At 71.3% G+C, this 23,793-nt stretch carries 24 protein-coding genes; 10 read left to right on the top strand and 14 right to left on the bottom strand.

Annotation, left to right across the window (positions count from 1 at the left end; all coding sequences use genetic code 11):
* Positions 1 to 11 precede the first annotated feature (11 nt).
* Positions 12 to 329, bottom strand: a complete 318-nt coding sequence (gene clpS, locus ACFYW5_RS06125) for an ATP-dependent Clp protease adapter ClpS (RefSeq protein WP_389415744.1) — start codon at positions 327 to 329, stop codon at positions 12 to 14.
* 57 nt (positions 330 to 386) lie between these two features.
* On the opposite strand from clpS, the gene ACFYW5_RS06120 reads away from it, so the two are divergent.
* On the top strand, positions 387 to 1,733 hold the full coding sequence (locus ACFYW5_RS06120) for a nicotinate phosphoribosyltransferase (protein ID WP_389415743.1): 1,347 nt from the start codon (positions 387 to 389) through the stop codon (positions 1,731 to 1,733).
* Between the two features lie 74 nt (positions 1,734 to 1,807).
* A complete protein-coding gene (locus ACFYW5_RS06115) occupies positions 1,808 to 2,398 on the top strand; it encodes an isochorismatase family protein (RefSeq protein WP_389415742.1) in 591 nt (196 codons plus the stop codon).
* 12 nt (positions 2,399 to 2,410) lie between these two features.
* Here ACFYW5_RS06115 and ACFYW5_RS06110 read toward each other — a convergent pair whose 3' ends face one another.
* Complete coding sequence (locus tag ACFYW5_RS06110) at positions 2,411 to 2,755, bottom strand: hypothetical protein (protein ID WP_389415741.1); 345 nt, start codon at positions 2,753 to 2,755, stop codon at positions 2,411 to 2,413.
* Between the two features lie 121 nt (positions 2,756 to 2,876).
* A complete protein-coding gene (locus ACFYW5_RS06105; RefSeq protein ID WP_389415740.1) occupies positions 2,877 to 5,231 on the bottom strand; it encodes an immune inhibitor A domain-containing protein in 2,355 nt (784 codons plus the stop codon).
* Between the two features lie 400 nt (positions 5,232 to 5,631).
* Between ACFYW5_RS06105 and ACFYW5_RS06100 the strand changes: the two genes are divergently transcribed.
* Positions 5,632 to 5,892, top strand: a complete 261-nt coding sequence (locus tag ACFYW5_RS06100) for a hypothetical protein (RefSeq protein WP_389415739.1) — start codon at positions 5,632 to 5,634, stop codon at positions 5,890 to 5,892.
* Between the two features lie 9 nt (positions 5,893 to 5,901).
* Here ACFYW5_RS06100 and ACFYW5_RS06095 read toward each other — a convergent pair whose 3' ends face one another.
* Both ACFYW5_RS06095 and ACFYW5_RS06090 read right to left on the bottom strand, forming a co-directional pair.
* Positions 5,902 to 6,561 carry an RDD family protein gene (locus tag ACFYW5_RS06095; protein WP_389415738.1) on the bottom strand — a complete coding sequence of 220 codons (660 nt, stop codon included), beginning with the start codon at positions 6,559 to 6,561 and terminating at the stop codon, positions 5,902 to 5,904.
* 89 nt (positions 6,562 to 6,650) lie between these two features.
* Complete coding sequence (locus tag ACFYW5_RS06090; protein WP_389415737.1) at positions 6,651 to 8,363, bottom strand: RDD family protein; 1,713 nt, start codon at positions 8,361 to 8,363, stop codon at positions 6,651 to 6,653.
* A 219-nt stretch (positions 8,364 to 8,582) separates the two neighbouring features.
* Between ACFYW5_RS06090 and ACFYW5_RS06085 the strand changes: the two genes are divergently transcribed.
* Positions 8,583 to 9,059, top strand: coding sequence for an SsgA family sporulation/cell division regulator (locus ACFYW5_RS06085; RefSeq protein WP_389415736.1), 477 nt, complete (start codon positions 8,583 to 8,585; stop codon positions 9,057 to 9,059).
* Between the two features lie 14 nt (positions 9,060 to 9,073).
* Here ACFYW5_RS06085 and ACFYW5_RS06080 read toward each other — a convergent pair whose 3' ends face one another.
* Complete coding sequence (locus tag ACFYW5_RS06080) at positions 9,074 to 10,444, bottom strand: FAD-binding oxidoreductase (protein ID WP_389415735.1); 1,371 nt, start codon at positions 10,442 to 10,444, stop codon at positions 9,074 to 9,076.
* Positions 10,445 to 10,542: 98 nt separating this feature from the next.
* On the opposite strand from ACFYW5_RS06080, the gene ACFYW5_RS06075 reads away from it, so the two are divergent.
* Positions 10,543 to 11,934, top strand: coding sequence for a tetratricopeptide repeat protein (locus tag ACFYW5_RS06075; protein WP_389415734.1), 1,392 nt, complete (start codon positions 10,543 to 10,545; stop codon positions 11,932 to 11,934).
* Here ACFYW5_RS06075 and hppD read toward each other — a convergent pair.
* Positions 11,931 to 13,076, bottom strand: a complete 1,146-nt coding sequence (hppD, locus tag ACFYW5_RS06070; RefSeq protein ID WP_389415733.1) for a 4-hydroxyphenylpyruvate dioxygenase — start codon at positions 13,074 to 13,076, stop codon at positions 11,931 to 11,933. The genes ACFYW5_RS06075 and hppD overlap by 4 nt on opposite strands.
* 124 nt (positions 13,077 to 13,200) lie before the next feature.
* On the opposite strand from hppD, the gene ACFYW5_RS06065 reads away from it, so the two are divergent.
* Genes ACFYW5_RS06065 through ACFYW5_RS06045 form a run of 5 tightly spaced genes read left to right on the top strand, consistent with a single transcriptional unit; the run spans position 13,201 to position 17,408 of the window.
* On the top strand, positions 13,201 to 13,683 hold the full coding sequence (locus ACFYW5_RS06065) for an Lrp/AsnC family transcriptional regulator (protein ID WP_389415732.1): 483 nt from the start codon (positions 13,201 to 13,203) through the stop codon (positions 13,681 to 13,683).
* Between the two features lie 24 nt (positions 13,684 to 13,707).
* Complete coding sequence (locus ACFYW5_RS06060) at positions 13,708 to 14,355, top strand: ABC transporter permease (protein ID WP_389415731.1); 648 nt, start codon at positions 13,708 to 13,710, stop codon at positions 14,353 to 14,355.
* Entirely contained in the window at positions 14,348 to 15,595 is a 1,248-nt protein-coding gene (locus tag ACFYW5_RS06055; protein WP_389415730.1) for a betaine/proline/choline family ABC transporter ATP-binding protein, read from the top strand. The genes ACFYW5_RS06060 and ACFYW5_RS06055 overlap by 8 nt, the downstream gene beginning before the upstream one ends.
* Positions 15,592 to 16,452 carry an ABC transporter permease gene (locus tag ACFYW5_RS06050; protein WP_389415729.1) on the top strand — a complete coding sequence of 287 codons (861 nt, stop codon included), beginning with the start codon at positions 15,592 to 15,594 and terminating at the stop codon, positions 16,450 to 16,452. Before ACFYW5_RS06055 ends, ACFYW5_RS06050 begins: the two co-directional genes overlap by 4 nt.
* Positions 16,449 to 17,408 (top strand): glycine betaine ABC transporter substrate-binding protein, encoded by a 960-nt coding sequence (locus tag ACFYW5_RS06045; protein WP_389415728.1) that lies wholly within the window; start codon positions 16,449 to 16,451, stop codon positions 17,406 to 17,408. The genes ACFYW5_RS06050 and ACFYW5_RS06045 overlap by 4 nt, the downstream gene beginning before the upstream one ends.
* A gap of 3 nt (positions 17,409 to 17,411) precedes the next feature.
* Here ACFYW5_RS06045 and ACFYW5_RS06040 read toward each other — a convergent pair whose 3' ends face one another.
* The 7 genes from ACFYW5_RS06040 to ACFYW5_RS06010 form a co-directional block, all read right to left on the bottom strand.
* On the bottom strand, positions 17,412 to 18,212 hold the full coding sequence (locus ACFYW5_RS06040; protein WP_389415726.1) for a S16 family serine protease: 801 nt from the start codon (positions 18,210 to 18,212) through the stop codon (positions 17,412 to 17,414).
* Between the two features lie 47 nt (positions 18,213 to 18,259).
* On the bottom strand, positions 18,260 to 18,901 hold the full coding sequence (locus ACFYW5_RS06035) for an IclR family transcriptional regulator (protein ID WP_389415725.1): 642 nt from the start codon (positions 18,899 to 18,901) through the stop codon (positions 18,260 to 18,262).
* 300 nt (positions 18,902 to 19,201) lie between these two features.
* Complete coding sequence (locus ACFYW5_RS06030; protein ID WP_389415724.1) at positions 19,202 to 20,995, bottom strand: DEAD/DEAH box helicase; 1,794 nt, start codon at positions 20,993 to 20,995, stop codon at positions 19,202 to 19,204.
* Between the two features lie 106 nt (positions 20,996 to 21,101).
* Complete coding sequence (locus ACFYW5_RS06025) at positions 21,102 to 21,476, bottom strand: type II toxin-antitoxin system death-on-curing family toxin (RefSeq protein WP_389415723.1); 375 nt, start codon at positions 21,474 to 21,476, stop codon at positions 21,102 to 21,104.
* Entirely contained in the window at positions 21,473 to 21,673 is a 201-nt protein-coding gene (locus ACFYW5_RS06020) for a hypothetical protein (protein ID WP_389415722.1), read from the bottom strand. The genes ACFYW5_RS06025 and ACFYW5_RS06020 overlap by 4 nt, the downstream gene beginning before the upstream one ends.
* Positions 21,674 to 21,695: 22 nt before the next feature.
* Entirely contained in the window at positions 21,696 to 23,156 is a 1,461-nt protein-coding gene (locus ACFYW5_RS06015; RefSeq protein ID WP_389415721.1) for an MFS transporter, read from the bottom strand.
* Positions 23,157 to 23,214: 58 nt separating this feature from the next.
* On the bottom strand, positions 23,215 to 23,748 hold the full coding sequence (locus tag ACFYW5_RS06010) for an SUKH-4 family immunity protein (protein WP_389415720.1): 534 nt from the start codon (positions 23,746 to 23,748) through the stop codon (positions 23,215 to 23,217).
* Between the last annotated feature and the right edge of the window lie 45 nt (positions 23,749 to 23,793).

Raw genomic sequence — 23,793 nt, 5'->3', positions numbered from 1 at the left:
AGCGGTCGTCGCTACTTCCGGTCCTGCTGGAGGGTGGCCCACAAGCCGTAGCCGTGCATGGCCTGCACATCGCGTTCCATCTCCTCGCGGCTGCCGCTGGAGACGACCGCACGGCCCTTGTGGTGGACGTCGAGCATGAGCTTGGTGGCCTTGTCCTTGGAGTAGCCGAAGTACGTCTGGAAGACGTACGTCACGTAGCTCATGAGGTTGACCGGGTCATTGTGGACGATCGTCACCCAGGGGACGTCGGGCTCGGGAACGGCGGAAACCTCTTCCGCCGACTCGGTGCGTTCGATCTCTACGGGAGCGGGTGACGTCACATGGCCCATGCTGCCACGGGCACCAGAAATCGTCACACTGACGCGAAGTGGGGTACAGTCCTCGCCATGAACACAGCGGACCTTGGGCTGCCGGTGGATGTTCCCTCGACGGCGCTCTTCACGGACCAGTACGAGCTGACGATGCTCCGGGCCGCCCTGAAAGCGGGCACGGCCGAACGGCGGAGCGTCTTCGAGGTCTTCGCCCGCCGGCTGCCGGAGGGGCGCCGCTACGGCGTGGTCGCGGGCACCGGCCGGGTGCTGGACGCCGTGGAGAACTTCCGTTTCGACCCGGGCGTCCTCGGCTTCCTGCGCGAGCGGGCCATCGTCGACGAGGAGACCCTGGACTGGCTCGCCGGCTACCGCTTCACCGGCGACATCTGGGGCTATCCCGAGGGCGAGGTGTACTTCCCGGGCTCGCCGATCATGCGGGTGGAGGGCTCCTTCGCCGAGTGCGTGCTGCTGGAGACGGTGATCCTGTCGATCCTCAACCACGACTCGGCCATCGCCGCGGCCGCCTCCCGGATGTCCTCGGCGGCCGGGGAGAGGCCGCTGATCGAGATGGGCGCCCGGCGCACCCACGAGCTCGCCGCGGTCGCCGCCGCGCGCGCCGCGTACGTCGGCGGCTTCACCACCACCTCCGACCTGGCGGCCGGGTTCCGCTACGGCATCCCGACCGTCGGCACCTCGGCGCACGCCTTCACCCTGCTGCACGACAGCGAGCGGGACGCCTTCCGGGCGCAGGTCGACGCGCTCGGCCGGGGCACCACCCTGCTGGTGGACACCTACGACGTCACCGAGGCCGTCCGTACGGCGGTGGAGGTCGCCGGACCGGGGCTCGGCGCCGTCCGCATCGACTCCGGGGACCTGCTCCTGGTGGCCCACCGGGTGCGCCAGCAGCTGGACGAGCTGGGCGCGCGGGACACGAAGATCATCGTGACCTCGGATCTCGACGAGTACGCCATCGCCTCGCTGGCGGCGGCGCCGGTGGACGCGTACGGCGTCGGCACCCAGCTGGTGACCGGCTCCGGGCACCCGACCTGCTCGATGGTCTACAAGCTGGTCGCCCGTGCCGAGTCCGCCGACCCGAAGGCCCCGCTGGTGCCGGTCGCGAAGAAGTCCTCCGGCGGCAAGACCTCCATCGGCGGCCGCAAGTGGGCGGCGCGCCGCCTCGACCGGTACGGCATCGCGGAGGCCGAGGTCGTCGGCACGGAGGCGGTCCCCGCTGAGCTGGCCGACCGGCAGCTGCAGGTGCAGCTGGTCAAGGGCGGCGAGGTGGTGGCCCGGGAGCCGCTGGACGTCGTACGGGAGCGGCACATCGCCGCCCGCGCGGGGCTGCCGCTGTCCGCGGCCCAGCTGTCCCGGGGGGAACCCGTCCTTCCGACGGAGTACGTCCCGGTTCGGTCGGGTAGCTAACTGCGGTGCCCCTCCCGCAGTGCCGTCCCAGTCTCTAGGCTCGTGAGTTCACCCATAGTCGAAGGACAGCCATCATGCGCCGCGCCTTGATCGTCGTAGACGTGCAGAACGACTTCTGCGAAGGGGGCAGTCTCGCGGTGGCCGGAGGCGCGGATGTCGCCGCCGCCATCACCGAGCTGGTCGGACAGGCCGCCGGTTCCGGCTACCAGCATGTGGTGGCCACCCGCGACCACCACATCGCGCCCGGCGGCCACTTCGCCGACAACCCCGACTACGTCCACTCCTGGCCGGCGCACTGCGTCGCCGGCACCGAGGGCGTGGGCTTCCACCCGAACTTCGCCCCGGCGGTCGCCTCCGGCGCGATCGACACCGTCTTCGACAAGGGGGCGTACGCGGCCGCCTACAGCGGGTTCGAGGGGGTCGACGAGAACGGCGTGACGCTCGCCGACTGGCTGCGGGACCGGGAGGTCTCGGAGGTGGACGTGGTGGGCATCGCCACCGACCACTGCGTCCGGGCCACGGCCGTGGACGCGGCCCGGGAGGGTCTGCGTACGCGTGTCCTGCTGGAGCTGACCGCGGGGGTCGCCGAGGAGACCACCGGCCGCGCCCTGGAGGAGATGCGCGAGGCCGGCATCGAACTGACCGGGAAGCCGGTCGTCGCGTAGGCGTGTGCCCGGTTAGGCCTGTGCCGTCGGTCTTCGCAGCAGGGCTCTGATCGGGCGCCACAGCTCCTGGGCGAGGTCCGGGGTCAGGGCGACACCGTTGTCAGGGGCCGTCCGCCATATCAGGCCGTCGGGGTGGTGCAGGACCGCGGTGATCTCGTCCGGGGTCGGCGGGGCGGCGTTGCCGCGCAGGTAGACCGCCCGCAGGCCCAGATTGCGGAGCCTGGTCAGGGCTCGCGCGCGGTTCTGGGCGTGCACCAGGAAACGGACCGACCCGGTGCCGTGCGGGGTGGGCGTCGGCAGGTTCAGCGCCACCACCACGCTGCCGGTCGGCAGCTTGCAGAAACCTCCTGCGGCCATGCGGTCACATCCCCGGGTGCGTCGGTGTCAATAAGAGAGCCACAGGACGCACCTAAACACGGATCGGCGGCAACCCGCCAGGGGGTGCCGCCGATACGCTTCTGACCTGCGGAAACGCTGCCTACTTCACCGCGGGCCCAACCTCGACCGAGATCGTCGAGCCGTTCTTGGCCTCCTTGACGATCTTGATCTTGGTGTTGGTGTCAGTGACGTTGACACCGGCGAGCGGGGTCGCCGCGTCGTAGTAGGTGTGGGTGTGGTCGTTGAAGACCGGCACCCCCTTCGACGAGGGGATCCTGGTCGCGACGTCCGCGTTGTGCAGCGTGATGCCGTCCGTGCGCTGCAGGCTGAACGGCGAGTCGTAGGCCTGGATCCGGCTGCGCATCGGCGTGCCGTCGGACCACTTCAGCGCCGTCGGGTGCGAGTCGACCGGCAGGATCAGACCGACGCCCGGGTGCTTGCTGGTGTTGTTGTCCGCCTGGGAGGTGTCCCACTTCCAGATCAACAGGCCGTTCTGGTACGGGTAGTGCTCCACCCAGTTCGGACGGGTCGTGGAGAAGCCGAAGTTGTACGGGCCGACCTTCAGTGTCTTGTCGTACGACACGTACTGGCGGTTCTCGGCGATGTAGTACTGCGCGTAGTCCTTGGTGAACGACGATCCCATGCGCTGGAAGCCGTTCGCCGTCCAGGCGGCGTCCGCCGTCTCGGCGTTGTCGGTGAACAGCGCGGCACCGTCCGCGGTGACCGAGATCCGGTCGGCCGCGAAGCCCTTCTCGGCCACGCCGCCGTCGGTGGCGTAGCGGAAGCGCAGGTCGATCTTCTTGCCGGCATAGGCGTCCAGCGGGAAGGACAGCTTCTGGTACGTCTCCGAGAAGCCGCTGAGCGCGGGCTTGTCGCTGCCGTCGCGCGGGATGGCCCGGCCGTCCGCGGTGCCGTCCAGGGCGGTCCAGTTGGCGCCGCCGTCGGTGGAGACCTCGGTGTAGAGGTAGTCGTAGCCCGCCTCGATGGCGTACCAGCCGTCGAAGGCCAGCGTCGCCGACGCCTTGCCGGTGAGGTCGACGGAACGGGTCAGCGTGTTCTTGAGGTTGTCGCCGCTGCCGCTCCACCACTGGTGCGTGCCCTCGGCCGGGGCGACGATCTCGGTCGTCACCGCCTTCTTGGGCAGGTCGACGATGAGCGCCTGCTTGTTCTTGGTGTTGTACGCGGCGACGCCCAGCTTGTGCTTCGACTTGGTCGCGGCCTTCGCCTTGGCGTAGTCGAGCCAGCCCAGCTGGAGCTTGTCCCAGGAGGTCATGTCACCGGGCAGGTCACCGATGGCCTCCTTGCCGGTGCCCAGCCAGGAGCCGGAGGACATGAGGGTCCAGAAGCCGGTGGAGTTCTCGCCGCCGCCGGTGGTGTCGTAGTGGTCCGGCAGACCGAGGTCGTGGCCGTACTCGTGGGCGAAGACGCCGAGTCCGCCGTTCTCCGGCTGGACCGTGTAGTCGCCGACCCAGATGCCGGTGGAGCCGATCTGCGCGCCGCCGAGCCGGTTGTTGTCCGGCCCGGTGGCGCCGGCGTCGGTGCCGAAGGCGTACCAGCGGTGGGCCCAGATCGCGTCCTCGCCCTGGGCGCCGCCGCCCGCGGACTCGTCCTCACCGGCGTGCACGACCTGGAAGTGGTCGATGTATCCGTCGGACTCGTTGAAGTCGCCGTCGCCGTCGAAGTCGTAGCGGTCCCACTGGTCGAACTGCTTGACGTCCGCCTGGATCTCGGCGTCGGTCCGCCCCGCTGCCTTCTGCTGGGCGACCCAGGCCGTCACACCGTCACTGACGATGTTCCACACGCTCGGGCAGTTGGTCTCACCGCACTTGTTGTTGCCGTAACGGGCTTCGTTGTAGGGGACCTTGACCCAGTCGGAGACCTCGCCCTCGATGGAGTAGCGGCCCGAGGACTGCTTCTCGTAGTACTTCTTCATCGACTCGACACCCTTGCCGGTGCCGAAGTAGAGGTCCTCGAAGTGCTTCTGGTTGTAGTCCGCCTGCCAGGCGGTGCTGTTGTCCTGGGTGCGGTCCGGCTCGGCTATCCGGTTGTGCAGCGGGCCGGGGGTGCCGCCGAACTCGGGCTTGGTCTGCTCGCCGAACTCCACCAGGATCGTGAAGATCTTGTCGGTCTTCTCGCGGCCGAGCTCGACGTACTTGCTGTCGCCCTTCCTGCTCTTGAGCTCGACGACCTTCGAGCCCTCGCGCTCGGTCACCTCGGCCTTGCCGGATATCACCTGCTTCAGGGCCTCTTCGCGCTGGGCGTCCTGCGTCTTGCTCAGCGGGCCTTCGAGGTCGTGCTCGTGCTCGTGGTGCACCGGCGCCGGGTCGTGCCGGTCGATGGGGCTCGTGGCCGTGTCGTCGGCCTGGGCCATGGTGAACGCCGAGAGCGTGGCGGTGGCCGCCGCGAGCGCGACAGCCGTCGCGGCCGCTCTGAACGTCCAGGTCCTGTTCGTCACTTGAGATCCTCCCCCGCGTTCGAGCGCGCGCGACGGGAGGGTTCCTGGTCATGGGTTTCGCGCGCGCGTGATCAACGCGTGTAGTCAAGTGACGTCATTCGACTAGAGGTTCACCGGAAAAGACAGACCTTGACTTGAACAGGTCAACTGCACTATGCGGAGTCGAATTCCGCTTTACGGACACCCGCGCCCCGCTGGACAGGCGCGCGAGCCCGTCCGCTGGGTGGACGCCATGACTCCGTGCGCCCCCCGTGCACCGGTACTGTTGGTTAGGTCACGCTTACTGTTCGTTCCGCTCGGGCATGCACGCGATTAGAGTCGATTGGCGGAACGCCCGGAAGTTGGCGGAATGCCAGGTCCACACCCCCCGTGTACCCCCGAATCCGAGGACACGATGACCATGCCTCGTCCGACCGCCGCACAGCTCGCCTACGGTTCGTGCACCGTGCTCTTCTCGACCCTCGCCATGCTGCTGCTGTCACAGACGAGTTCGGGTGCGGGCATCGCACTCATCGCCGTCGCGGCACTCGCCCTCGGGCTGCTGGTCGCGCTGACCGTGCCGACGCCCAAGGCCCGCGTGATCGCCCTGCGCAGGCCGGCCCAGGTCACCGCGCAGGGCGCGCCCGCCCCCGCCCCGGTACCCGAGCGCGCCGCTTCCTGACGTTCGGGCCTAGCGGGTGCTGACCACCACCGTCTTGGCCGCCTTGTCGTGCAGGCCCTGCTTGTAGGGCTTGTCGAAGAAGCTCCAGCCGCCGCAGATAGCGGTCCAGACGCAGGCGCAGCAGAAGGCGAACGGGATCCACAGCACCAACGAGCGGACCAGCGCGGTCTGCACGGAGGGCGTGGAGCCGTTGTCCAGGTTGGCCACGCGCAGGCCCAGCCACTTCTTGCCCAGCGTCTGCCCGGACCTGGAGATCATGAAGGTGTCGTAGCCGATGTAGAGCAGGGCGGCGATCAGGGACTGCCCGAGGGACTTGCCGTAGTCGACGTCGTCCGCGTTCACGTCCAGCTCGCTGACCCGGAACGCCCAGGTGAGCAGCCAGACCACGACGGCCACCAGCACCATGTCGATGATCCGCGCCAGCGTGCGCTTGCCGCTGTCGGCGAGCGGGGGCATGCCCGCGAGCGGATCGGCCGGGTAACCGCCGCCGCCGTAGGGGTCACCGCCGTAGGGCCCGCCGTACGGCGGCGGCTGGCCGCCCTGGCCCCCGGGCGGGGCGTCGTAGGGCGAGCCGGCGCCCGCACCGGTGTCCCCGGACGGGGGCTGCTTCCTGAACGGGTCGTCTTCCGGCGGCTGCTGACCGGATCCGGGGGGCGGTTCGCTGCTCATGGCCCGAGTCGACCGCGAACCCGGCGCCCGCGCATCCGGCGAGCGGCCGTCCGGGGTACGGCATCACCCCGGGGGGTCGCCGTACCCCCTCATCCCGCGACGAACGTACCCGCGGCCTTGTCGTGCCAGCACTGGCGCCACGGCTTGTCGAACAGGCACCACAGGATGCCGACGACCCCGATGACGAGCAGTCCGGGGACGCTGTAGACGAGCCAGCGGCCCAGGGCCCCGCCGAAGGACGGCGGCTCGTGCGCCTCGATGTCGCGCACCTCCAGGCCGAACAGCTTCTTGCCCAGGGTGCGGCCCCACTTGGCGGTGGGCAGCGCCTCGTAGAGAGCGCCGAAGACCAGCAGGACGGCCAGCACGATGCCGAGATACACCGACGTCGTGCCGTCCAGCAGCCATACGGTGACGGTCTCGCCGGAGAGCTTGGCCGCCTCGATCTTCTCGTCGACGTGGTCCATCGCCTTGAGGCCGAGCGGTACGGCGGCCACGCCGGTGACGGCCGCGAGGACGACGGTGTCGAGCAGCCGGGCGGCGAACCGCTTGCCGAGGGAGGCGGGCCGCGCGGATGCCTGGCGCCGGGCGGCCGCCTGGAAGATGTCCTCGACCGGCGGCTTCCAGGGCGCGACGGGCTGCTCCTCGCCGGGCGCTCCGGCGAGCCGGTGCACCTGCTGCGCCCAGGAGGGCTGACCACCGCCGGGGCCACTGGTGACGGGGGTCGCGGCCTGGGCGCCGCCCTGAGCACCGCCTTGGGCGGGGACCTGAGACGCGGGCTGCGGGCCAGGGGCCTGGGACACGGGCTGCGGGCCGGACCGCGGGCCCGACTGCTGGGGAACCGCCGAGGCCGCCTGCGGGCCGGAGAGGGCCGTGGGGGCGGGGACTTGGGCCTGCTGCGCGGCGGCCCGGTCCACGGCGGCCTTGCCCGCGGCGAACCCGGGACCCTGGGCGGCGGGAGCGCCGAACCCGCCGACACCGGCCGAGCCCGCACCGCCACCGGACTGCGCGCCGAAGCCGCCCGCACCGGCCGCAGCCCCCGGGGCACCGCCCGAACCCGCCGCACCCCCCGACGCCGTACCACCGCCGGGCCGCGCGCCGAAGCCGCCCGCACCGGCCGCGCCCGCCGACGCCGTGCCGGTGTCGGGTGTGTCTGCTGTACCTGCCGCACCACTTGCCCCCTGGGCGGGAGCCGAGCCCGGTGTGCGCCCCTGGTGTGCCGCGGGCGCTCCGTCCTGGCGACCCGTGCGCGGGGACACGGCGCGGAACGTCATGGTGCCCTGGTCCGTGTCGGGGGTGCCGTGGGCGGCGGGGCCCGGGGTCGGGCGGCGGAAGACGAAGGTGTTGTTGGAGGCCGCGTCCTCGGCCGGCGGGATCGTGGCCGTGCCGTCCGTGCTCGGGGTGGTGCCGTCGGCCGGGGCCGGGGTGCGCGGGTCGGGGGCGCCCCACGAGACCCGGCGGTCCTGGTCGACGCCGAAGCCGGACTGACGGGAGCGGTCGGCGCCCCACGCCACGGCGGGCTCGGGGCGGCTGCCGTGCTGGGACTGGCCCTGGACCGGGGCGGGTTCACCGGCCGGGTCCTCGTCGAAGAAGTGCGGGCCCGTCTCCTCGACCGGGGCCGGGGCCGGGGCCGGGGCCGCGCCGGGCGGCGGGGCGAGCGGTTCGCCGTCCGTGGGCGCCGGACGGCTGGTGCCCGGTACCCACGCGGCACCGTTCCAGTACCGGACATATCCAGGAATGGACGGGTCCGGGTAATACCCTTCGCGGGGCCTGTCGTCACCGGGGGCCGGGGTTGGGGCGCTCATGTCCGTCGTCCCGTATCTGCTCGGGGGTCATTTGGGGGGCTCCACATCTATCAGACGCGGGCAACCCCCACCGCCAGTCCCGCGGTACCCACCCCTTTCGGGAGACGGGAAAGAAAGTCCCGCTGACCCGCGTAATGCTCCGGGCCCACCCTTCTCTCCACTCGTACGGGCCCGTTGAAGGACCCGTACGAGAAGTCACCAGAGAGGACACCGGACGCCATGCACCCCACCGTGGTAGAGCGGGAGCTGGAGCTCAAGCTCGTCCTGTCGCCCGAGCGCAGCATCCCGGTCCCGGCCCGGCTGAGCTACCGCAGCGACGACCCGTACGCCGTCCACATCGCCTTCCACATCCACTCCGACCACCCCGTCCACTGGACCTTCGCCCGCGAACTCCTCGTGGAGGGGGTGTTCCGCCCCTGCGGGCACGGGGACGTACGGGTGTGGCCGACGAAGGTCGAGGGCCGCAGCGTCGTGCTGATGGCGCTGAGTTCACCCGACGGGGACGCCCTGCTGGAGGCCCCGGCCGCGCAGCTGTCGGCCTGGCTGGAGCGGTCGCTGCGGGTGGTCCCGCCGGGCTCGGAGGCCGAGCAGCTCGGCATCGACGACGGCCTGGCCGAGCTGCTCGCCCCGACCCCGGCCGACGACCTGTGGCTGGGCGACCCCTGGCCGGGCGACGAGTCCGCGGACGGGGAGTGAGCGCCGGGAGGGGGTCAGAACAGCTTTCCCGGGTTCAGGATGCCGAGGGGGTCGAAGACCTGCTTGATGCCGCGCTGCAGCTCCACTCCCACCGGGCCGATCTCGCGCGCCAGCCACTCCTTCTTCAGGACGCCGACGCCGTGCTCGCCGGTGATGGTGCCGCCGAGTTCCAGGCCGAGGGCCATGATCTCGTCGAAGGACTCGCGGGCGCGCCGGGACTCCTCGGGGTCCTGCGCGTCGAAGCAGACCGTGGGGTGGGTGTTGCCGTCGCCCGCGTGCGCGACGACGCCGATGGTCAGCTGGTACTTCTCGGCGATCCGGTCGACGCCCGCCAGCATGTCGCCGAGCCGGGACCGCGGCACGCACACGTCGTCGATCATCGTCACGCCCCGCACGGCCTCCAGCGCGGTGAGGGACAACCGCCTTGCCTGCAGCAGCAGTTCGGACTCGGCGGTGTCCTCGGCGGGGACGACCTGGGTGGCGCCCGCGGCCTCGCACAGGGCGCCCACCGCGGCGAGGTCGGGCGCCGGGTCGGGGGTGTCGAAGGCGGCGAGGAGGAGGGCCTCGGTGGTCTCCGGGAGGCCCATGTGCGCCAGGTCGTTGACGGCCTTGACGGTCGTACGGTCCATCAGTTCGAGGAGGGACGGCACGTGTCCGCCGGCCATGATCCGGCACACCGCGTCGCAGGCCTCGGCCGCGGAGCCGAACTCGGCCGCCAGCACCAACTGCCGCGGCGGCTGCGGCTTCAGCGCCAGGACGGCCCCTACGACGATGCCCAGCGAGCCCTCGGAGCCGACGAACAGCCGGGTCATGTCGTATCCCGCGACCCCCTTCGCCGTACGGCGGCCGGTGGTCATCAGCCGTCCGTCGGCGAGGACGACGTCCAGGCCGAGGACGTACTCGGCCGTCACCCCGTACTTCACGCAGCACAGCCCGCCGGAGGCGGTGCCGATGTTGCCGCCGATCGTGCACTGCTCCCAGCTGGAGGGGTCCGGCGGGTAGTACAGGCCGTGTTCGCCGACCGCGCGGGACAGGGCGGCGTTGACGACGCCCGGTTCGACGACGGCGATGCGGTCGACCGGGTTGATCTCCAGGATCCGGTCCATCCGGGTCAGGGACAGCACGATGCAGCCGTCGCTGGCGTTGGCCGCGCCGGACAGGCCGGTGCGGGCGCCCTGCGGGACGACCGGTACGCGCAGGTCGGTGGCGGTGCGCATGACGTGCTGGACCTGCTCGACCGTCCGCGGCAGGACGACCGCGGCCGGGACGCCCGCCGGGCAGAAACTGGCCATGTCGTGCGCGTAGGAGCCCGTGATGTCGGGGTCGGTGAGGACCGCCTCGGCGGGCAGCGCGGTGAGCAGACGGTTGACGAGGTCGTGGCTCATGATCACAGCCTGACACCGGGGGCCATCGGTGTGAACCCCGCCAGTGGGGGGCTTTCGGTACGGGAATGTGGTCGTCGTACTGACGCACAGTGAGCGCCATGGAGAAGCAACAGCAGGAGCGGCGCCGGTGGGCCGGCCGACGGGTGCTGGTCGGTTCGGTCGTGGGGTGTGCCGTGCTGGGCGGGGTGCTGACGCTGCTGCCGTGGGCGCCGCGGACGGGTGCGCCGCCCGCGCCGACGCCGGGTGCGCAGGCGCTGGCCGCGGTCACCACCGGCGTCCCGGCCGCGCTGCCCGACCTGGCGGTGCTGATCGGTGAGCGGGAGAGCCATCTGCGCGAGCACCCGAAGGACGCCCGGTCCTGGGCGGTGCTCGGGGCCGCCTATGTGGAGCAGGGGCGGCGGACCGCGGATGCGGCGTACTACCCGAAGGCCGAGCGGGCGCTGCGGACCTCCCTGAAGGTGCGGGCGAAGGGCAATGTCGAGGCGCTCGCCGGTCTTGCCGCGCTGGCGAACGCCCGCCGGGACTTCCCCGCCGCGCGGACGTGGGGCGAGGCCGCGCTGAAGCTGGACCGGAAGCGGTGGACGACCTATCCGCTGCTGATCGACGCCTATACCGGGACGGGCCAGTACAAGGCGGCGAAGCGGACCCTGGACCGGCTGCTGGAGCTGCGCTCCGGGCCCGCGGTGCTGGCCCGCGCCGGGGCCGTGTACCGGGACCACGGCTGGCGCGAGGACGCCGCGGCCGCCCTCTCCGACGCGGCGGCGGCCGCCGAGGCGCCGGCCGAGCGGGCCGCGTACCTGGAGCGGGGCGGGCAGCTGGCCTGGGAGCGCGGCGACCGGGAGGGGGCGCTGCGCCACTTCCAGGAGGCGGTGCGGCTCGACCCGGACCAGCGGGCCGCGCAGGCCGGGCAGGGCCGGGCGCTGGCGGCCCTCGGCCGCATCACCGACGCGCTGAACGCCTACCGGGTGGCCCTCGCCAAGCAGCCGCTGCCCGAGTACGCCCTGGAACTGGGCGAGTTGTACGAGTCCCTGGGGCTCGGGCAGGCGGCCCGGGTGCAGTACGACGTGCTGCGCGACCAGGTGCGCCGGGCGAGCGCGGGCGGGGCCGACGAGCAGGTGGTGCTCGGCCGGTTCGAGGCGGACCACGGGGATCCGCAGGCGGCGGTACGGCGGCTGCGGGCCGAGTGGAAGCGGCAGCCCGGGATCGCGGTGGCGGACGCGCTGGGGTGGGCGCTGCACCGGGCCGGACAGGACGAGGAGGCGCTGCGGTTCGCCCGGATCGCGACCGACAGGACGAAGGGGGGCGGGGTGCGCAGTGCGCTGTACGCGTACCACCGCGGGATGATCGAGAAGGACCTGGAGCGGTCCGGTCCCGCGCGGCGCCGCCTTCAGGAGGCGCTGCGGATCAACCCGTACTTCTCGACGCTGCACGTGGCGCGGGCCCGCCGGGCCCTGGACGAGCTGGGCGAGCCCGCGCCGGGGGCGCCCTAGAGGTTGCCGCGCTTGGCCTGCTCGCGCTCGATCGCCTCGAAGAGGGCCTTGAAGTTGCCCTTGCCGAAGCCCATCGAGCCGTGGCGTTCGATGATCTCGAAGAAGACGGTCGGACGGTCCTGGACCGGCTTGGTGAAGATCTGCAGCAGATAGCCGTCCTCGTCGCGGTCGGCGAGGATCTTCAGCTCGCGCAGGGTCTCGACGGGGACGCGGGTGTCGCCGACCCACTCGCCGAGGGTGTCGTAGTAGGAGTCCGGGGTGTCGAGGAACTGGACCCCGGCCGCGCGCATGGTGCGGACGGTGGCGACGATGTCGTTGGTGTTCAGCGCGATGTGCTGGACGCCGGCGCCGCCGTAGAACTCCAGGTACTCGTCGATCTGCGACTTCTTCTTGGCGATGGCGGGCTCGTTGATCGGGAACTTGACCTTGAGCGTGCCGTCGGCCACCACCTTCGACATCAGCGCGCTGTACTCGGTGGCGATGTCGTCGCCCACGAACTCCTTCATGTTCGTGAAGCCCATGACCTTGTTGTAGAAGCCGACCCACTCATTCATGCGGCCGAGTTCCACGTTGCCGACGCAGTGGTCGATCGCCTGGAAGGTGCGCTTCGCGGGCGGCTGGACGAGCGGGGCGGCGGCGGCGTAGCCGGGCAAGTACGGGCCGTCGTAGCCGGTGCGCTCGACGAGGGTGTGGCGGGTCTCGCCGTAAGTGGCGATGGCGGCGAGGACGACCGTGCCGTGCTCGTCCTTCAGCTCGTACGGCTCGGTGACGGAGCGGGCGCCGTGCTCCAGGGCGTAGGCGTAGGCGGCGCGGGCGTCCGGGACCTCGATGGACAGGTCGATGACGCCGTCGCCGTGCTCGGCCACGTGCTGGGCGAGGAAGCGGCCCCAGTCGGTGGTGGGCTTGATCACCGAGGTGAGGACGAAGCGGGCGGAGCCGTTCTCCAGGACGTACGAGGCGGTCTCGCGGGTGCCGTTCTCCGGTCCGGAGTAGGCGACCAGCTGCATGCCGAAGGCGGTGGAGTAGAAGTGCGCCGCCTGCTTGGCGTTGCCCACGGCGAAGACGACCGCGTCCATTCCCTTGACCGGGAAGGGATCGGCCTGCCGGGCGGTGTCGGGAGTGAGGTCTGTGGTCTGCGTCATAGCCGCAGCGTGGCCCCACCTCGCAAGGTGCGCAATAGTTTGCGTATTCGCTGGGCAATGTGCGCAGTGCTACGCCCGTCTCGGCGGGCTTTCTGTACAGGATGACCAGTGCCGGGAGGGGCCCATGGGGATCGATCGGCTGGACGGGCGCATCATCGTGCTGCTCGCGCGGGAGCCGCGGATCGGGGTGCTGGAGATGTCCCGGCGGCTGGGCGTGGCCCGCGGGACCGTGCAGGCGCGGCTCGACCGGCTTCAGTCGAACGGAGTCATCCGTGGTTTCGGTCCCCAGGTCGACCCGGCGGCGCTCGGCTATCCGGTCACCGCCTTCGCCACGCTGCAGATCCGCCAGGGCCAAGGGCCCGATGTCCGGGCGCACTTGGCGACGGTTCCGGAGGTGCTGGAGCTGCACACGACCACCGGTAGCGGGGACATGCTGTGCCGGCTCGTGGCCCGCTCGAACGCCGATCTGCAACGGGTCATCGACCGGGTTGTCGGTTTTGATGGGATCGTCCGGGCCTCCACCGCGATCGTGATGGAGAACCCTGTGCCGCTGCGGGTGATCCCGCTGGTGGAGCAGGCGGCGGAGGACCACCGGGAGCGGAGCTGACCGTCGAGCGGCTGGGGTGAGCGTGTGAACTTCTGGGAGTACCTGGGCACCCGCCACCAGCAGCTGCTCACCGACGCCTACCAGCACGCGAGCGCCGTGTTCCAGTGCATGGTCGTGGCGACCGCGCTGGGCGTGCTGATCGGGGCCGTCACCTATCGCAGCGAATGGGCCGGGAACCTCGCCACGACGACCACCTCGACCATCCTGACCATTCCGTCGCTCGCCATGATCGGTCTGCTCATCCCGATCGTGGGCCTGGGTGTCCCGCCCACGGTGATCGCGCTGACGCTGTACGGGCTGCTGCCGATCGTGCGCAACGCGATCGTCGGGCTGCGCGGGGTCGATCCCACCCTGGTGGACGCGGCCAGGGGCATCGGGATGTCCCGGCTGATGCGGCTGGCCCGGATCGAGCTGCCGCTGGCCTGGCCGCCGATCCTGACCGGCATCCGGGTCTCGACGCAGATGCTGATGGGCATCGCGGCGATCGCGGCCTACGCCTCGGGTCCCGGCCTCGGCAACGAGATCTTCCGCGGCATCGCCTCGCTGGGCAGCAAGAACGCGCTCAACCAGGTGCTCGCGGGCACGCTCGGGATCATCGTCCTGGCCCTGCTGTTCGACGCCGCGTACGTCCTGATCGGACGGCTGACCATTCCCAGGGGGATCCGTGCCTGAGTCCAGTACATCCGGTACGTCCGGTGCCTCGATCGAGCTGGAGAACCTGACGAAGCGGTATCCGGGCAATCCGAGCCCGGCCGTCGACAACGTCAACATGGAGATCCAGGCGGGCGAGATCGTCATCTTCGTCGGTCCGTCGGGGTGCGGGAAGTCCACGACACTCAAGATGATCAACCGGCTGATCGAACCGACCGGTGGCCGGATCCGGATCGGCGGCGAGGACGTCACCGACATCGACCCGGTGAAGCTGCGCCGGAAGGTCGGCTACGCGATCCAGTCGGCCGGTCTGTTCCCGCACATGACGGTCGCGCAGAACATCGCGCTGGTGCCGAAGATGGTCGGCTGGCCCAAGGGGCGGATCAAGAACCGGGTGGAGGAGCTGCTCGACCTGGTCGGGCTCGACCCCGGGGAGTTCCACGGCCGCTATCCGCGCCAGCTCTCGGGCGGTCAGCAGCAGCGGGTGGGCGTGGCCCGGGCGCTCGCCGCCGATCCACCGGTCCTGCTGATGGACGAGCCGTTCGGCGCGGTCGACCCGATCACCCGGGACCACCTCCAGGACGAGCTGATCAGGTTGCAGCACGAGCTGCACAAGACGATCGTCTTCGTCACCCATGACTTCGACGAGGCGATCAAGCTCGGTGACCGGATCGCCGTGCTGCGCGAGCACTCGCACATCGCCCAGTTCGACACCCCGGAGGCGATCCTCACCAACCCGGCCGACGACTTCGTCTCCGGGTTCGTCGGCGCCGGGGCGGCGCTGAAGCGGCTGAACCTGACCCGCGTACGGGATGTGGGGATCACCGACTATCCGACAGTGACCGTGGACGACCCGCTCCAGGAGATCTTCAACAAGCTCCGCTCCAGCGGCACCAACGAGATCCTGCTGCTCGACAAGCGCGGCCGGCCCTACAAGTGGCTGCGGCGCGGTGATCTGATGCGGGCCAAGGGCTCCCTGGCCCGGGCGGGCACGCTGGTGCACGACACGGTCACCCGGGACGCCACGCTGCGCGACGCCCTGGAGGCGGTCCTGACCGACAACGCGGGCCGGGTCGCGGTCACCGGGCGGCGCGGCGCGTACGAAGGCGTCGTGGACATGGAGACGCTGATGAACTCCGTGCACGAACTGCTGGAGGCGGACCGGCTGGAGGCGATGGAGCACCAGCACGACCTGGAGTCGGCGCGGGCCCCCCAGACGCACGCCGAGCAGGAGGGCATCGGAGGGGAGAAGAAGGCGTGACCACCTCTCCCGAGCAGCAGCGCCCCGAGGGCGAGCACGAGGTCAAGGGGCTCGCCTTCCGTGACGAGGGCGAGGCCGAGGCCGAGCCGGCCGCGCCCCCGCCGCCGGCGGTCACCGCACACCGGGTGACCTGGCAGAAGCTGACCTTCCTGCCGGCGCTGCTGGTGGCGGTGCTGCTGGCGACCTGGCTCTGGTTCCGGCAGGCGGACCTGGACTCGATCTCCGAGAACGCGCTCGCCGACGGCCAGGTGTCCAAGGCGCTGTGGCAGCACATCGAACTGACCGTGGTCTCCACCTTCTTCGTGCTGATCATCGCGATCCCGCTGGGGATCCTGCTGACCCGCACGGCGTTCCGCAAGGCGACGCCGGTGGCGATGACCATCGCCAACATGGGCCAGGCCACCCCCGCGATCGGCCTGCTCGCCCTGCTGGTGATCTGGCTGGGCACCGGCACGACATCGGCCCTGATCGGCATCACCCTCTACGCCATCCTGCCCGTGCTGTCGAACACGATCGCGGGCCTGAAGGCGAACGATCCGACGCTGCTGGAGGCGGCGCGCGGCATCGGCATGTCCCCCCTGGGCGTGCTGACCCGGGTGGAGCTGCCGCTGGCGGTCCCGCTGATCCTGGCCGGGGTCCGCACGGCCCTCGTCCTGAACGTGGGGACGGCGACGCTGGCGACCTTCGGCGGGGGCGGTGGTCTGGGGGTGCTGATCACCACCGGCATCACCAACCAGCGCATGCCGGTGCTGATGCTCGGCTCCATTCTCACGGTGGCCCTGGCCCTGCTGGTGGACTGGCTGGCCTCGTTGGCCGAACTGCTGCTCAGGCCGCGTGGACTGGAGGTGGGGACATGAGACGGGCCGCGTGTCTGCTGCTGACCGGGGCGCTGGTGTCGGCCTGCGGGCTGACCAGCGGCTCCCCCATGGTCGACGACGTCCGGCCCGGCTCGATCGGCCGGGGCGAGCCGCTGAAGGGCGCCGATCTGACGGTCACTTCCAAGGAGTTCAGCGAGCAGCTGATCCTGGGCGCGATCATGGGCATCGCCTTCGAGGCGGCCGGCGCCAGCGTCCTGGACCGCACCGGGATCCAGGGCTCCATCGGCTCGCGGGAGGCGGTCAAGAGCGGCGCGGCGGACGCGGACTACGAGTACACGGGCACCGGATGGATCAACTACCTCGGCAACGCCGAGCCGTTGCCCGATCCGCGGGAGCAGTGGGAGGCGGTGCGGGACGCGGACCGCGAGAACGGGGTGACGTGGCTGGAGCCGTCGCCCCTGAACAACACGTACGCCCTGGCGATGAACCGGGCCAACTTCGAGAAGTACGGCACGAAGACGCTGTCGGACGTGGCGGAGCTGGCGAAGAAGGACCCGGGCGCGGTGACGCTGTGCGTGGAGAACCAGTTCGCCAACCGGATGGACGGGCTGCCGGGCATGGCGAAGAAGTACGGCATGGACATCCCGGCGAGGAACGTCACGCAGATGGACACCGGGATCATCTACACGCAGGCGGCGAAGGGCAGTTGCACCTTCGGCGAGGTCTTCACCACCGACGGCCGCATCAAGTCGATGGACCTGGTGGTGATGGAGGACGACAAGAAGTTCTTCCCCCACTACAACGCCGCCCCGATGGTCCACACGAAGACGCTGGAGGAGTACCCGGAGATCGCGGACATCCTGGCCCCCGTCACGAAGAAGCTGAACAACTCGGTGGCGCGGGAGCTGAACGCGAAGGTGGACGTGGAGGGCGAGGACCCGCACGAGGTCGCGCTGGAGTGGATGGTGCAGGAGGGGTTCGTCAAGGAGGGCTGAGCGCTAGCAGCTCGGCACGTTGCCCTTGCCCTTCTCCAGGGCGATCAGGGAGTCGATGGTGCCCTGGAGGGTGGTGACCGGGATGAGGCGGAGGCCGTCGGGGAGTTCCGCCTTCGCGTCCGAGCACTCCGCCTTCGGCACGAGGAACACGGTCGCGCCGTCCCGGCGGGCGGCCTGCGTCTTCAGGGCGACTCCGCCGACGGCGCCGACCTTGCCGTCGGCGTCGATGGTGCCCGTACCGGCGATGCTGCGGCCGCCGGTGAGATCGCCGCCGCTGCCGTCGCCGTCCAGTTTGTCGACGATGCCGAGGGAGAAGAGGAGGCCGGCGCTGGGTCCGCCGACGTCGGCGAGTTCCAGGCCGACCTTGATCTTCCTGGCGTCGAGGTCGAGGTGGTTCAGGGCGGCCTCGGTGGCGGCGTCCTGGGACTTACGCATCTGCTCGGTGTTGTACTTCTCGATCTCGTTGGTGCTCTTGTCGCTGGGGTAGACCGCGTCCCGGGGCATGACGGCGCGGTCGGTGCGGAACCAGGAGTCGAGGATGTCCGTGAGGGAGACGCTGGTGTCGGGGCCGGTGGCCTCGATGGTCGTCATCCGCAGCTGCCCGCTGGTCTCCCGGGTGGCCGCCCCGGAGATCGTGATGACCGGCTCGCCCTTGTTCTCCCCGAGCACGTTCGCCGTCATCCCGGGCTGTGTGAGGGAGAACGGCAAGGGCGCGAAGGCGGCCGAGGCCAGCAGCCCGACGACGGGCAGCGCGCACACGGCGAGGGCCCGGGGGCGAGAGAGACGAGAGAGGCGAGAGAGCACGGGGTCAATCTAACGTGACGCCGTACGGCTCGGGCCGACAGGCGGCGTCAGCGCAGCGCCTCCGCCACCTCCCGGGCCGCGTCCACCACCCGCGGGCCGACCCGCTCCGGTACCGCGTCCGCCAGCATGACCACGCCGACGCTGCCCTCGACGCCGGTCACCCCCAGCAGCGGCGCCGCGGCCCCGCTCGCGCCGGCCTCCAGCTCGCCGTGGGTCAGCGTGTACCCGGGTTCCTCCTGCGACTGCCGCCGGGCCGCGAGGATCGCCTTGCCCGCGGCCCCGCGCTCCAGCGGATGCCGGAAGCCGGCCCGGTACGCCACGTGGTAGTCCGTCCAGGTCGGCTCGACCACCGCCACGGCCAGCGCCTCGGCCCCGTCCACCAGGGTCAGGTGAGCCGTCGCCCCGATGTCCTCGGCCAGCGAGCGCAGCGCCGGCAGCGCGGCCTCCCGGACCAGCGGATGCACCTGGCGGCCCAGGCGCAGCACCCCCAGACCGACCCGGGCCCGGCCGCCCAGGTCCCGGCGTATCAGCGCATGCTGCTCCAGCGTGGCGAGCAGCCGGTACACAACGGTCCGGTTCACGCCCAGTTTGTTGGATAGCTCGGTGACGGTCAGCCCGTGGTCCGTGTCGGCCAGCAGCTTGAGGACCCGTAGTCCCCGGTCGAGCGTCTGAGAGGTCTCCGCGGTCACGACGCCCACTCCTTAGTGGTGAGGTCGACGGCCCCCTCGCGGCAGATGCGTCACCGAGTCCCGTCGGTGACGCGCTTCAGAGGCCGCCGATCGGCCGGCGGTCCGGCCAGTCCGGACCGCGTCGCTTCACGGCTGCGCTCCGCGGCGGCGCTGCCACGGGGCGTGTGCGTAGCGGGACAGTAGCGAAGCCGGTTCGCTGAGCGGAAGGCTCCGTCCAGAATCCGGGCACCGGCCGGTACGGCCTGCTTGTGTTTGTCCAGTTACGTACAGCACACGAATCTCCGGGCATCACGTCCGGTCTCACCGCATCCGGGTCGCCCACTCCTGGACCTTCTCGATGCGCTGCCGCAGCTGGCCCGCCGTCGCCTCCGCGCTCGGCGGCCCCCCGCACACCCGCCGCAGCTCGGTGTGGATCACGCCGTGCGGCTTGCCGCTCTGGTGGACGTACGCGCTGACCATCGTGTTGAGCTTCTTGCGCAGCTCCATCATCTCCTTGTGCGAGACGACGGGCCGCCGCTCGGCGGGCAGTTCGAGGAGGTCGGCCTCGGCGTCCGGCTTCTTGCGGCTGTGCGCGATCTGCCGGGCCTGCCGCTTCTGGAGCAGCAGCTGGACCTGGTCCGGCTCCAGCAGGCCGGGGATGCCGAGGTAGTCCTGCTCCTCCTCGCTGCCCGGGTGCGCCTGCATGCCGAACTCGGCGCCGTCGTAGAGGACCCGGTCGAAGACGGCCTCGGACTCCAGGGCCTCGAAGGCGAACTGCTCCTGTTCGCCGGTGTCCTCGTCCTGCTCCTTGTTCGCCTCCTCCATCTCCTTCTCGGACTCGGCGTAGGGGTCCTCCTCGCCCTCCTTCTTCGGCTTGTCGAGGGCGTGGTCGCGCTCGACCTCCATCTCGTTGGCGAAGGTGAGCAGGTCGGGCACGGTCGGCAGGAAGACCGAGGCGGTTTCGCCGCGCCGCCGGGACCGTACGAAACGGCCGACCGCCTGCGCGAAGAACAGGGGCGTGGAGATGGTCGTGGCGTACACGCCGACGGCGAGCCGGGGCACGTCGACGCCCTCGGACACCATGCGGACGGCGACCATCCAGCGGTCGTCGCCGGCGCTGAAGGTGTCGATCCGCTTCGACGCGCCGACGTCGTCGGACAGCACGAGGGTCGCCTTCGTGCCCGTGATCTCGCGGATGAGCTTGGCGTAGGCGCGGGCGGAGTCCTGGTCGGAGGCGATGACGAGGGCGCCCGCGTCCGGGATGGCCTTGCGGACCTCGGTGAGGCGCTGGTCGGCGGCGCGCAGCACGCTCGGCATCCACTCGCCGCGCGGATCGAGCGCCGTGCGCCAGGCCTGCGAGACGGCGTCCTTGGTCATCGGCTCCCCGAGCCGGGCCGCGATCTCGTCGCCGGCCTTCGTCCGCCAGCGCATGTTGCCGCTGTAGGAGAGGAAGATGACGGGCCGCACGACCCCGTCCGTCAGGGCCGAGCCGTAGCCGTAGGTGTAGTCGGCGGCCGAGCGCCGGATGCCCGCGTTGTCCTCCTCGTACGTGACGAAGGGGATCGGGTTGGTGTCGGACCGGAAGGGCGTACCGGTGAGCGCGAGCCGGCGGGTGGCGGGCTCGAACGCCTCCAGGCAGGCCTCGCCCCAGGACTTGGAGTCACCGGCGTGGTGGATCTCGTCGAGGATGACGAGGGTCTTGCGCTGCTCGACGCGGTTGCGGTGCAGCATCGGGCGTACGCCGACACCGGCGTAGGTCACCGCGACGCCCTGGTAGTCCTTGCCGAGGGGGCCCGCGCTGTACTCGGGGTCGAGCTTGATCCCTATCCGCGCGGCCGCGTCCGCCCACTGCTTCTTCAGGTGCTCGGTCGGCGCGACCACGGTCACCTGCTGCACGACATGGTGGTGCAGCAGCCAGGAGGCCAGCGTCAGCGCGAAGGTGGTCTTGCCCGCGCCGGGCGTGGCGACCGCGAGGAAGTCACGCGGCTGCTCCTGGATGTACTTCTCCATCGCCCCCTGCTGCCAGGCACGCAGCTTGCTGGCGGTACCCCAGGGGGCCCGGCCGGGGAAGGCGGGGGAAAGGTGGTGCGAGGAGGAAGCGGCGGTGGTAGTCACGGTCTCCGTGGGGGTCGGGCTACGTATGACAACCGGGCCACCCTACCGGCGCGCGGGTCGGGTCAACGTGCCGACGACGCCCGGCGACCGGCGGGTGGGACCCACATCACAACTGCCGCAACCGCCCCGCGATCACCGCGATGTCACTCTCGCCTCCGGACGCGACATCGATGACCAGGTCGTACGCGGTGTCCTGGTCGCAGGCGGAGAGATCGACCCCGTTGACGGCGAGGAAGGTCGCGGCGGCGAGCCAGGCGGTGCGCTTGTTGCCGTCGACGAGGGGGTGGTTCGTGGCGAGGGCGTGCAGGAGCGCGGCGGCCTGCTCGAACAGGTCGACGTAGGCCTCCGTGCCGAACATCCGGGCGCGCGGCCGGCGCACGGCGGAGGCGAACAGCCCGGCGTCCCGCGCCTCTGGGGCCCGCCCGCCGAAGGCGATCCGGGCGATGGCCTCGACCTCCGCGACGGTGAGGTGTCTGGTCATTCGCCGAGCCTGCGCAGCAGATCCGCGTGGGCCCGCGCCAGCGACTCGGCGGCGCCCCGCACCGGCGCGGCCTCCTGCGCCACCCGCTGCGCCACGGCGTCCAGCGCAATGTCCTCCGGGCGGCGGCCGGTGGCGTCGGCGAGGTCGTCGAGCTCGTGACGGAGGGTGGACGGGAGGCGAAGGATCAACTGGTGCATGACGGGAAGCTACCGCTCCCGATCACTGGGCCACGACGGATTTACGGCTCACCCCGCCGCCCAGCCGTGTCGTCACCCACACTCCCGCCAGCGCCACCGCCGCCATCGGAAGGAACACCGCGGCGAAGGCCGCCGGGGGCGAACCGGAGGCCGCGGCGACCGTGTGGCCCGCCGTGCCGCCACCGAGGGCGGCGAAGGCGGCGCCGCCCACGCAGAGCAGGACGACGTTGGACAGGGCGTCGGAGATCTGCAGGGAGGCGGAGTTGGTGCCGGCCTCCTCGGGCGCGGAGAGCTTCAGCAGCAGCACGCTGGCGGAGGAGATCACCAGGCCCATCCCGAAGCAGCCGAAGGCCCAGACGACGGCCAGGGTCCACACGGGCACGGCGTCGATCAGCACGCTCGGCGCGGCGGCGATGGCAAGCGCCACCAGCACCATCCCGAACGTGGTCAGCCGCTCCCGGTACGGCTCCAGGCGCGACCGGGACTGCACCCAGGAGCCCGCCGCCCAGGTCCCGCCGCCGGCCGCGAGGGAGAACCCGGCCAGGGTCGGGGAGAGCCCCCGCTGGGTGACCAGCATCAGCGGTACGAACGACTCGGCGGCGATGAAGGAGCCCGAGGCGACCCCGCGCAACAGCACCACGGCCGGCAGACCCCGGGCGGCGCGGTAGGTGCCGCGCGGGAGGAGGCCCAGGACGGCCGGGACGAGCAGGGCGGCGCCCACCAGGCCGGGCAGCGCGGAGAGCGGGCGCAGGTCCTGGGCGGCGTACTGGAGGAGGCCCGCGCCGAGGGCGATCTGGAGGGCGAGCCGGATGCGGCGGCGGTCGAAGGAGGGGTCCATGCCGGGCACCGGCCCCGAGGCCCGGCGCCTTATCTGCGGCAGGGCGAGGGCGAGCGGGAACACGACGAGCACCGGGATGCCGAGGAACACCCACCGCCACCCGAGCCGCTCGGTCACCACGCCGGAGGCCAGCGGCCCGACGATCGACGGCACGACCCAGCTCGCCGCGAAGGCGGCCACGATGGCGGGCCGCAACCGGTCGGGATAGGCCCGGCCGATCACCACGTACAGCCCGACGATGACCAGCCCGCCACCGAGCCCCTGCACGGCCCGCCCGAGCACGAACGCCCACATCGCGGTGGCCGTCCCGGCCAGCAGCAACCCGGCGGCGAGCACCCCGATCCCGGCGGTCACCGGCCCCAGCGGCCCCCGCCGGTCCGCCCACTGCCCGGCCAGCACCATCCCGAACAGGGAGGTGGTGAAGAACCCGGAGAAGGCGAACGCGTACAACGCCACGCCGTCCAGCTCCCGGGCCGCGACCGGCATGGCCGTCCCCACGGCCGTCGCCTCGAACGCGATCAGCAGCACCACGGACACGATCCCGATGCTGAGCGACCGGTAGGACCGGCTCAGCACGGTGTCGACTGCTTCGGCATCGTCGGATGTCTTCAGGACATCGGTGTCACGCGGATCGAGGGCGGCCATGCCCGCCAGTGTGCTGCCCCGGCCCGCCCCTGCCCCCTGCCGGAAGTCCCCCCGCCCCTCAGACCTTGGTCGTACGACCCCCGGTTCGTGCCCCGTGCAGCAGCCAGAGGGTGAAGGCGAGGGTGGAGATGTCCGCGTCGAGGGGGTGGGGGATCTCGGCGGGGGTCCAGAGCAGGAGGGTGCCGGAGTCGCCGTCCAGGAGGAGGCGGTGGGGGTGGTCGAGGTGGCCGAGGAGTATCAGGCGGTTCGCCTCCGCGGGGAGGTCCGGGGCGGGCTCGTGCGCGTAGGCCTCCGTCAGGGTGGGCAGCACCAGGTCCGGGTCCAGGCGGAACAGGACGTGTTCCTCCGGCAGGCCCGTCTCGCGCAGGAAGCGGCGGGTCGGTTCATGGGTGAGCGCCGCCGGGAAGTCGACGTCCTCGAAGCGCATCACCCCGGCCCGGCCGAACTCCTCGGCGAGCAGCCGCGGCGGGACCGAGACCGCGAGTCCGGCAGCCGCCCGCCCGGCCGGTTCCGGGCCCGCGACCAGCGCCAGGGTGCTGATCAGACGCCCGCCCAGCAGCAGCGGATCCGGCCTGGTGATCGTCGCGTTCATGGTGTCCCCCCGTACGTGTCCCAACACCTCGGAACACTACGCGGC

The organism is Streptomyces sp. NPDC002779 (assembly GCF_042888685.1).
In the GTDB taxonomy this organism is placed as follows: Bacteria; Actinomycetota; Actinomycetes; order Streptomycetales; family Streptomycetaceae; genus Streptomyces.
Note: the sequence above shows the minus strand (reverse complement) of the source record. Positions and strands in the feature narration are given on the sequence as shown.

What these genes read in the sequence shown, in the direction of transcription:
- ACFYW5_RS06080 (WP_389415735.1), bottom strand. Translation starts at nt 10,444, where the DNA reads ATGAGCCACGACCTCGTCAACCGTCTGCTCACCGCGCTGCCCGCCGAG.
- ACFYW5_RS06120 (WP_389415743.1), top strand. Translation starts at nt 387, where the DNA reads ATGAACACAGCGGACCTTGGGCTGCCGGTGGATGTTCCCTCGACGGCG.
- ACFYW5_RS06020 (WP_389415722.1), bottom strand. Translation starts at nt 21,673, where the DNA reads ATGCACCAGTTGATCCTTCGCCTCCCGTCCACCCTCCGTCACGAGCTC.
- ACFYW5_RS06025 (WP_389415723.1), bottom strand. Translation starts at nt 21,476, where the DNA reads ATGACCAGACACCTCACCGTCGCGGAGGTCGAGGCCATCGCCCGGATC.
- ACFYW5_RS06075 (WP_389415734.1), top strand. Translation starts at nt 10,543, where the DNA reads ATGGAGAAGCAACAGCAGGAGCGGCGCCGGTGGGCCGGCCGACGGGTG.
- hppD (WP_389415733.1), bottom strand. Translation starts at nt 13,076, where the DNA reads ATGACGCAGACCACAGACCTCACTCCCGACACCGCCCGGCAGGCCGAT.
- ACFYW5_RS06045 (WP_389415728.1), top strand. Translation starts at nt 16,449, where the DNA reads ATGAGACGGGCCGCGTGTCTGCTGCTGACCGGGGCGCTGGTGTCGGCC.
- ACFYW5_RS06115 (WP_389415742.1), top strand. Translation starts at nt 1,808, where the DNA reads ATGCGCCGCGCCTTGATCGTCGTAGACGTGCAGAACGACTTCTGCGAA.
- ACFYW5_RS06015 (WP_389415721.1), bottom strand. Translation starts at nt 23,156, where the DNA reads ATGGCCGCCCTCGATCCGCGTGACACCGATGTCCTGAAGACATCCGAC.
- ACFYW5_RS06065 (WP_389415732.1), top strand. Translation starts at nt 13,201, where the DNA reads ATGGGGATCGATCGGCTGGACGGGCGCATCATCGTGCTGCTCGCGCGG.
- ACFYW5_RS06010 (WP_389415720.1), bottom strand. Translation starts at nt 23,748, where the DNA reads ATGAACGCGACGATCACCAGGCCGGATCCGCTGCTGCTGGGCGGGCGT.
- ACFYW5_RS06095 (WP_389415738.1), bottom strand. Translation starts at nt 6,561, where the DNA reads ATGAGCAGCGAACCGCCCCCCGGATCCGGTCAGCAGCCGCCGGAAGAC.
- ACFYW5_RS06100 (WP_389415739.1), top strand. Translation starts at nt 5,632, where the DNA reads ATGCCTCGTCCGACCGCCGCACAGCTCGCCTACGGTTCGTGCACCGTG.
- ACFYW5_RS06085 (WP_389415736.1), top strand. Translation starts at nt 8,583, where the DNA reads ATGCACCCCACCGTGGTAGAGCGGGAGCTGGAGCTCAAGCTCGTCCTG.
- ACFYW5_RS06110 (WP_389415741.1), bottom strand. Translation starts at nt 2,755, where the DNA reads ATGGCCGCAGGAGGTTTCTGCAAGCTGCCGACCGGCAGCGTGGTGGTG.
- ACFYW5_RS06090 (WP_389415737.1), bottom strand. Translation starts at nt 8,363, where the DNA reads ATGAGCGCCCCAACCCCGGCCCCCGGTGACGACAGGCCCCGCGAAGGG.
- clpS (WP_389415744.1), bottom strand. Translation starts at nt 329, where the DNA reads ATGGGCCATGTGACGTCACCCGCTCCCGTAGAGATCGAACGCACCGAG.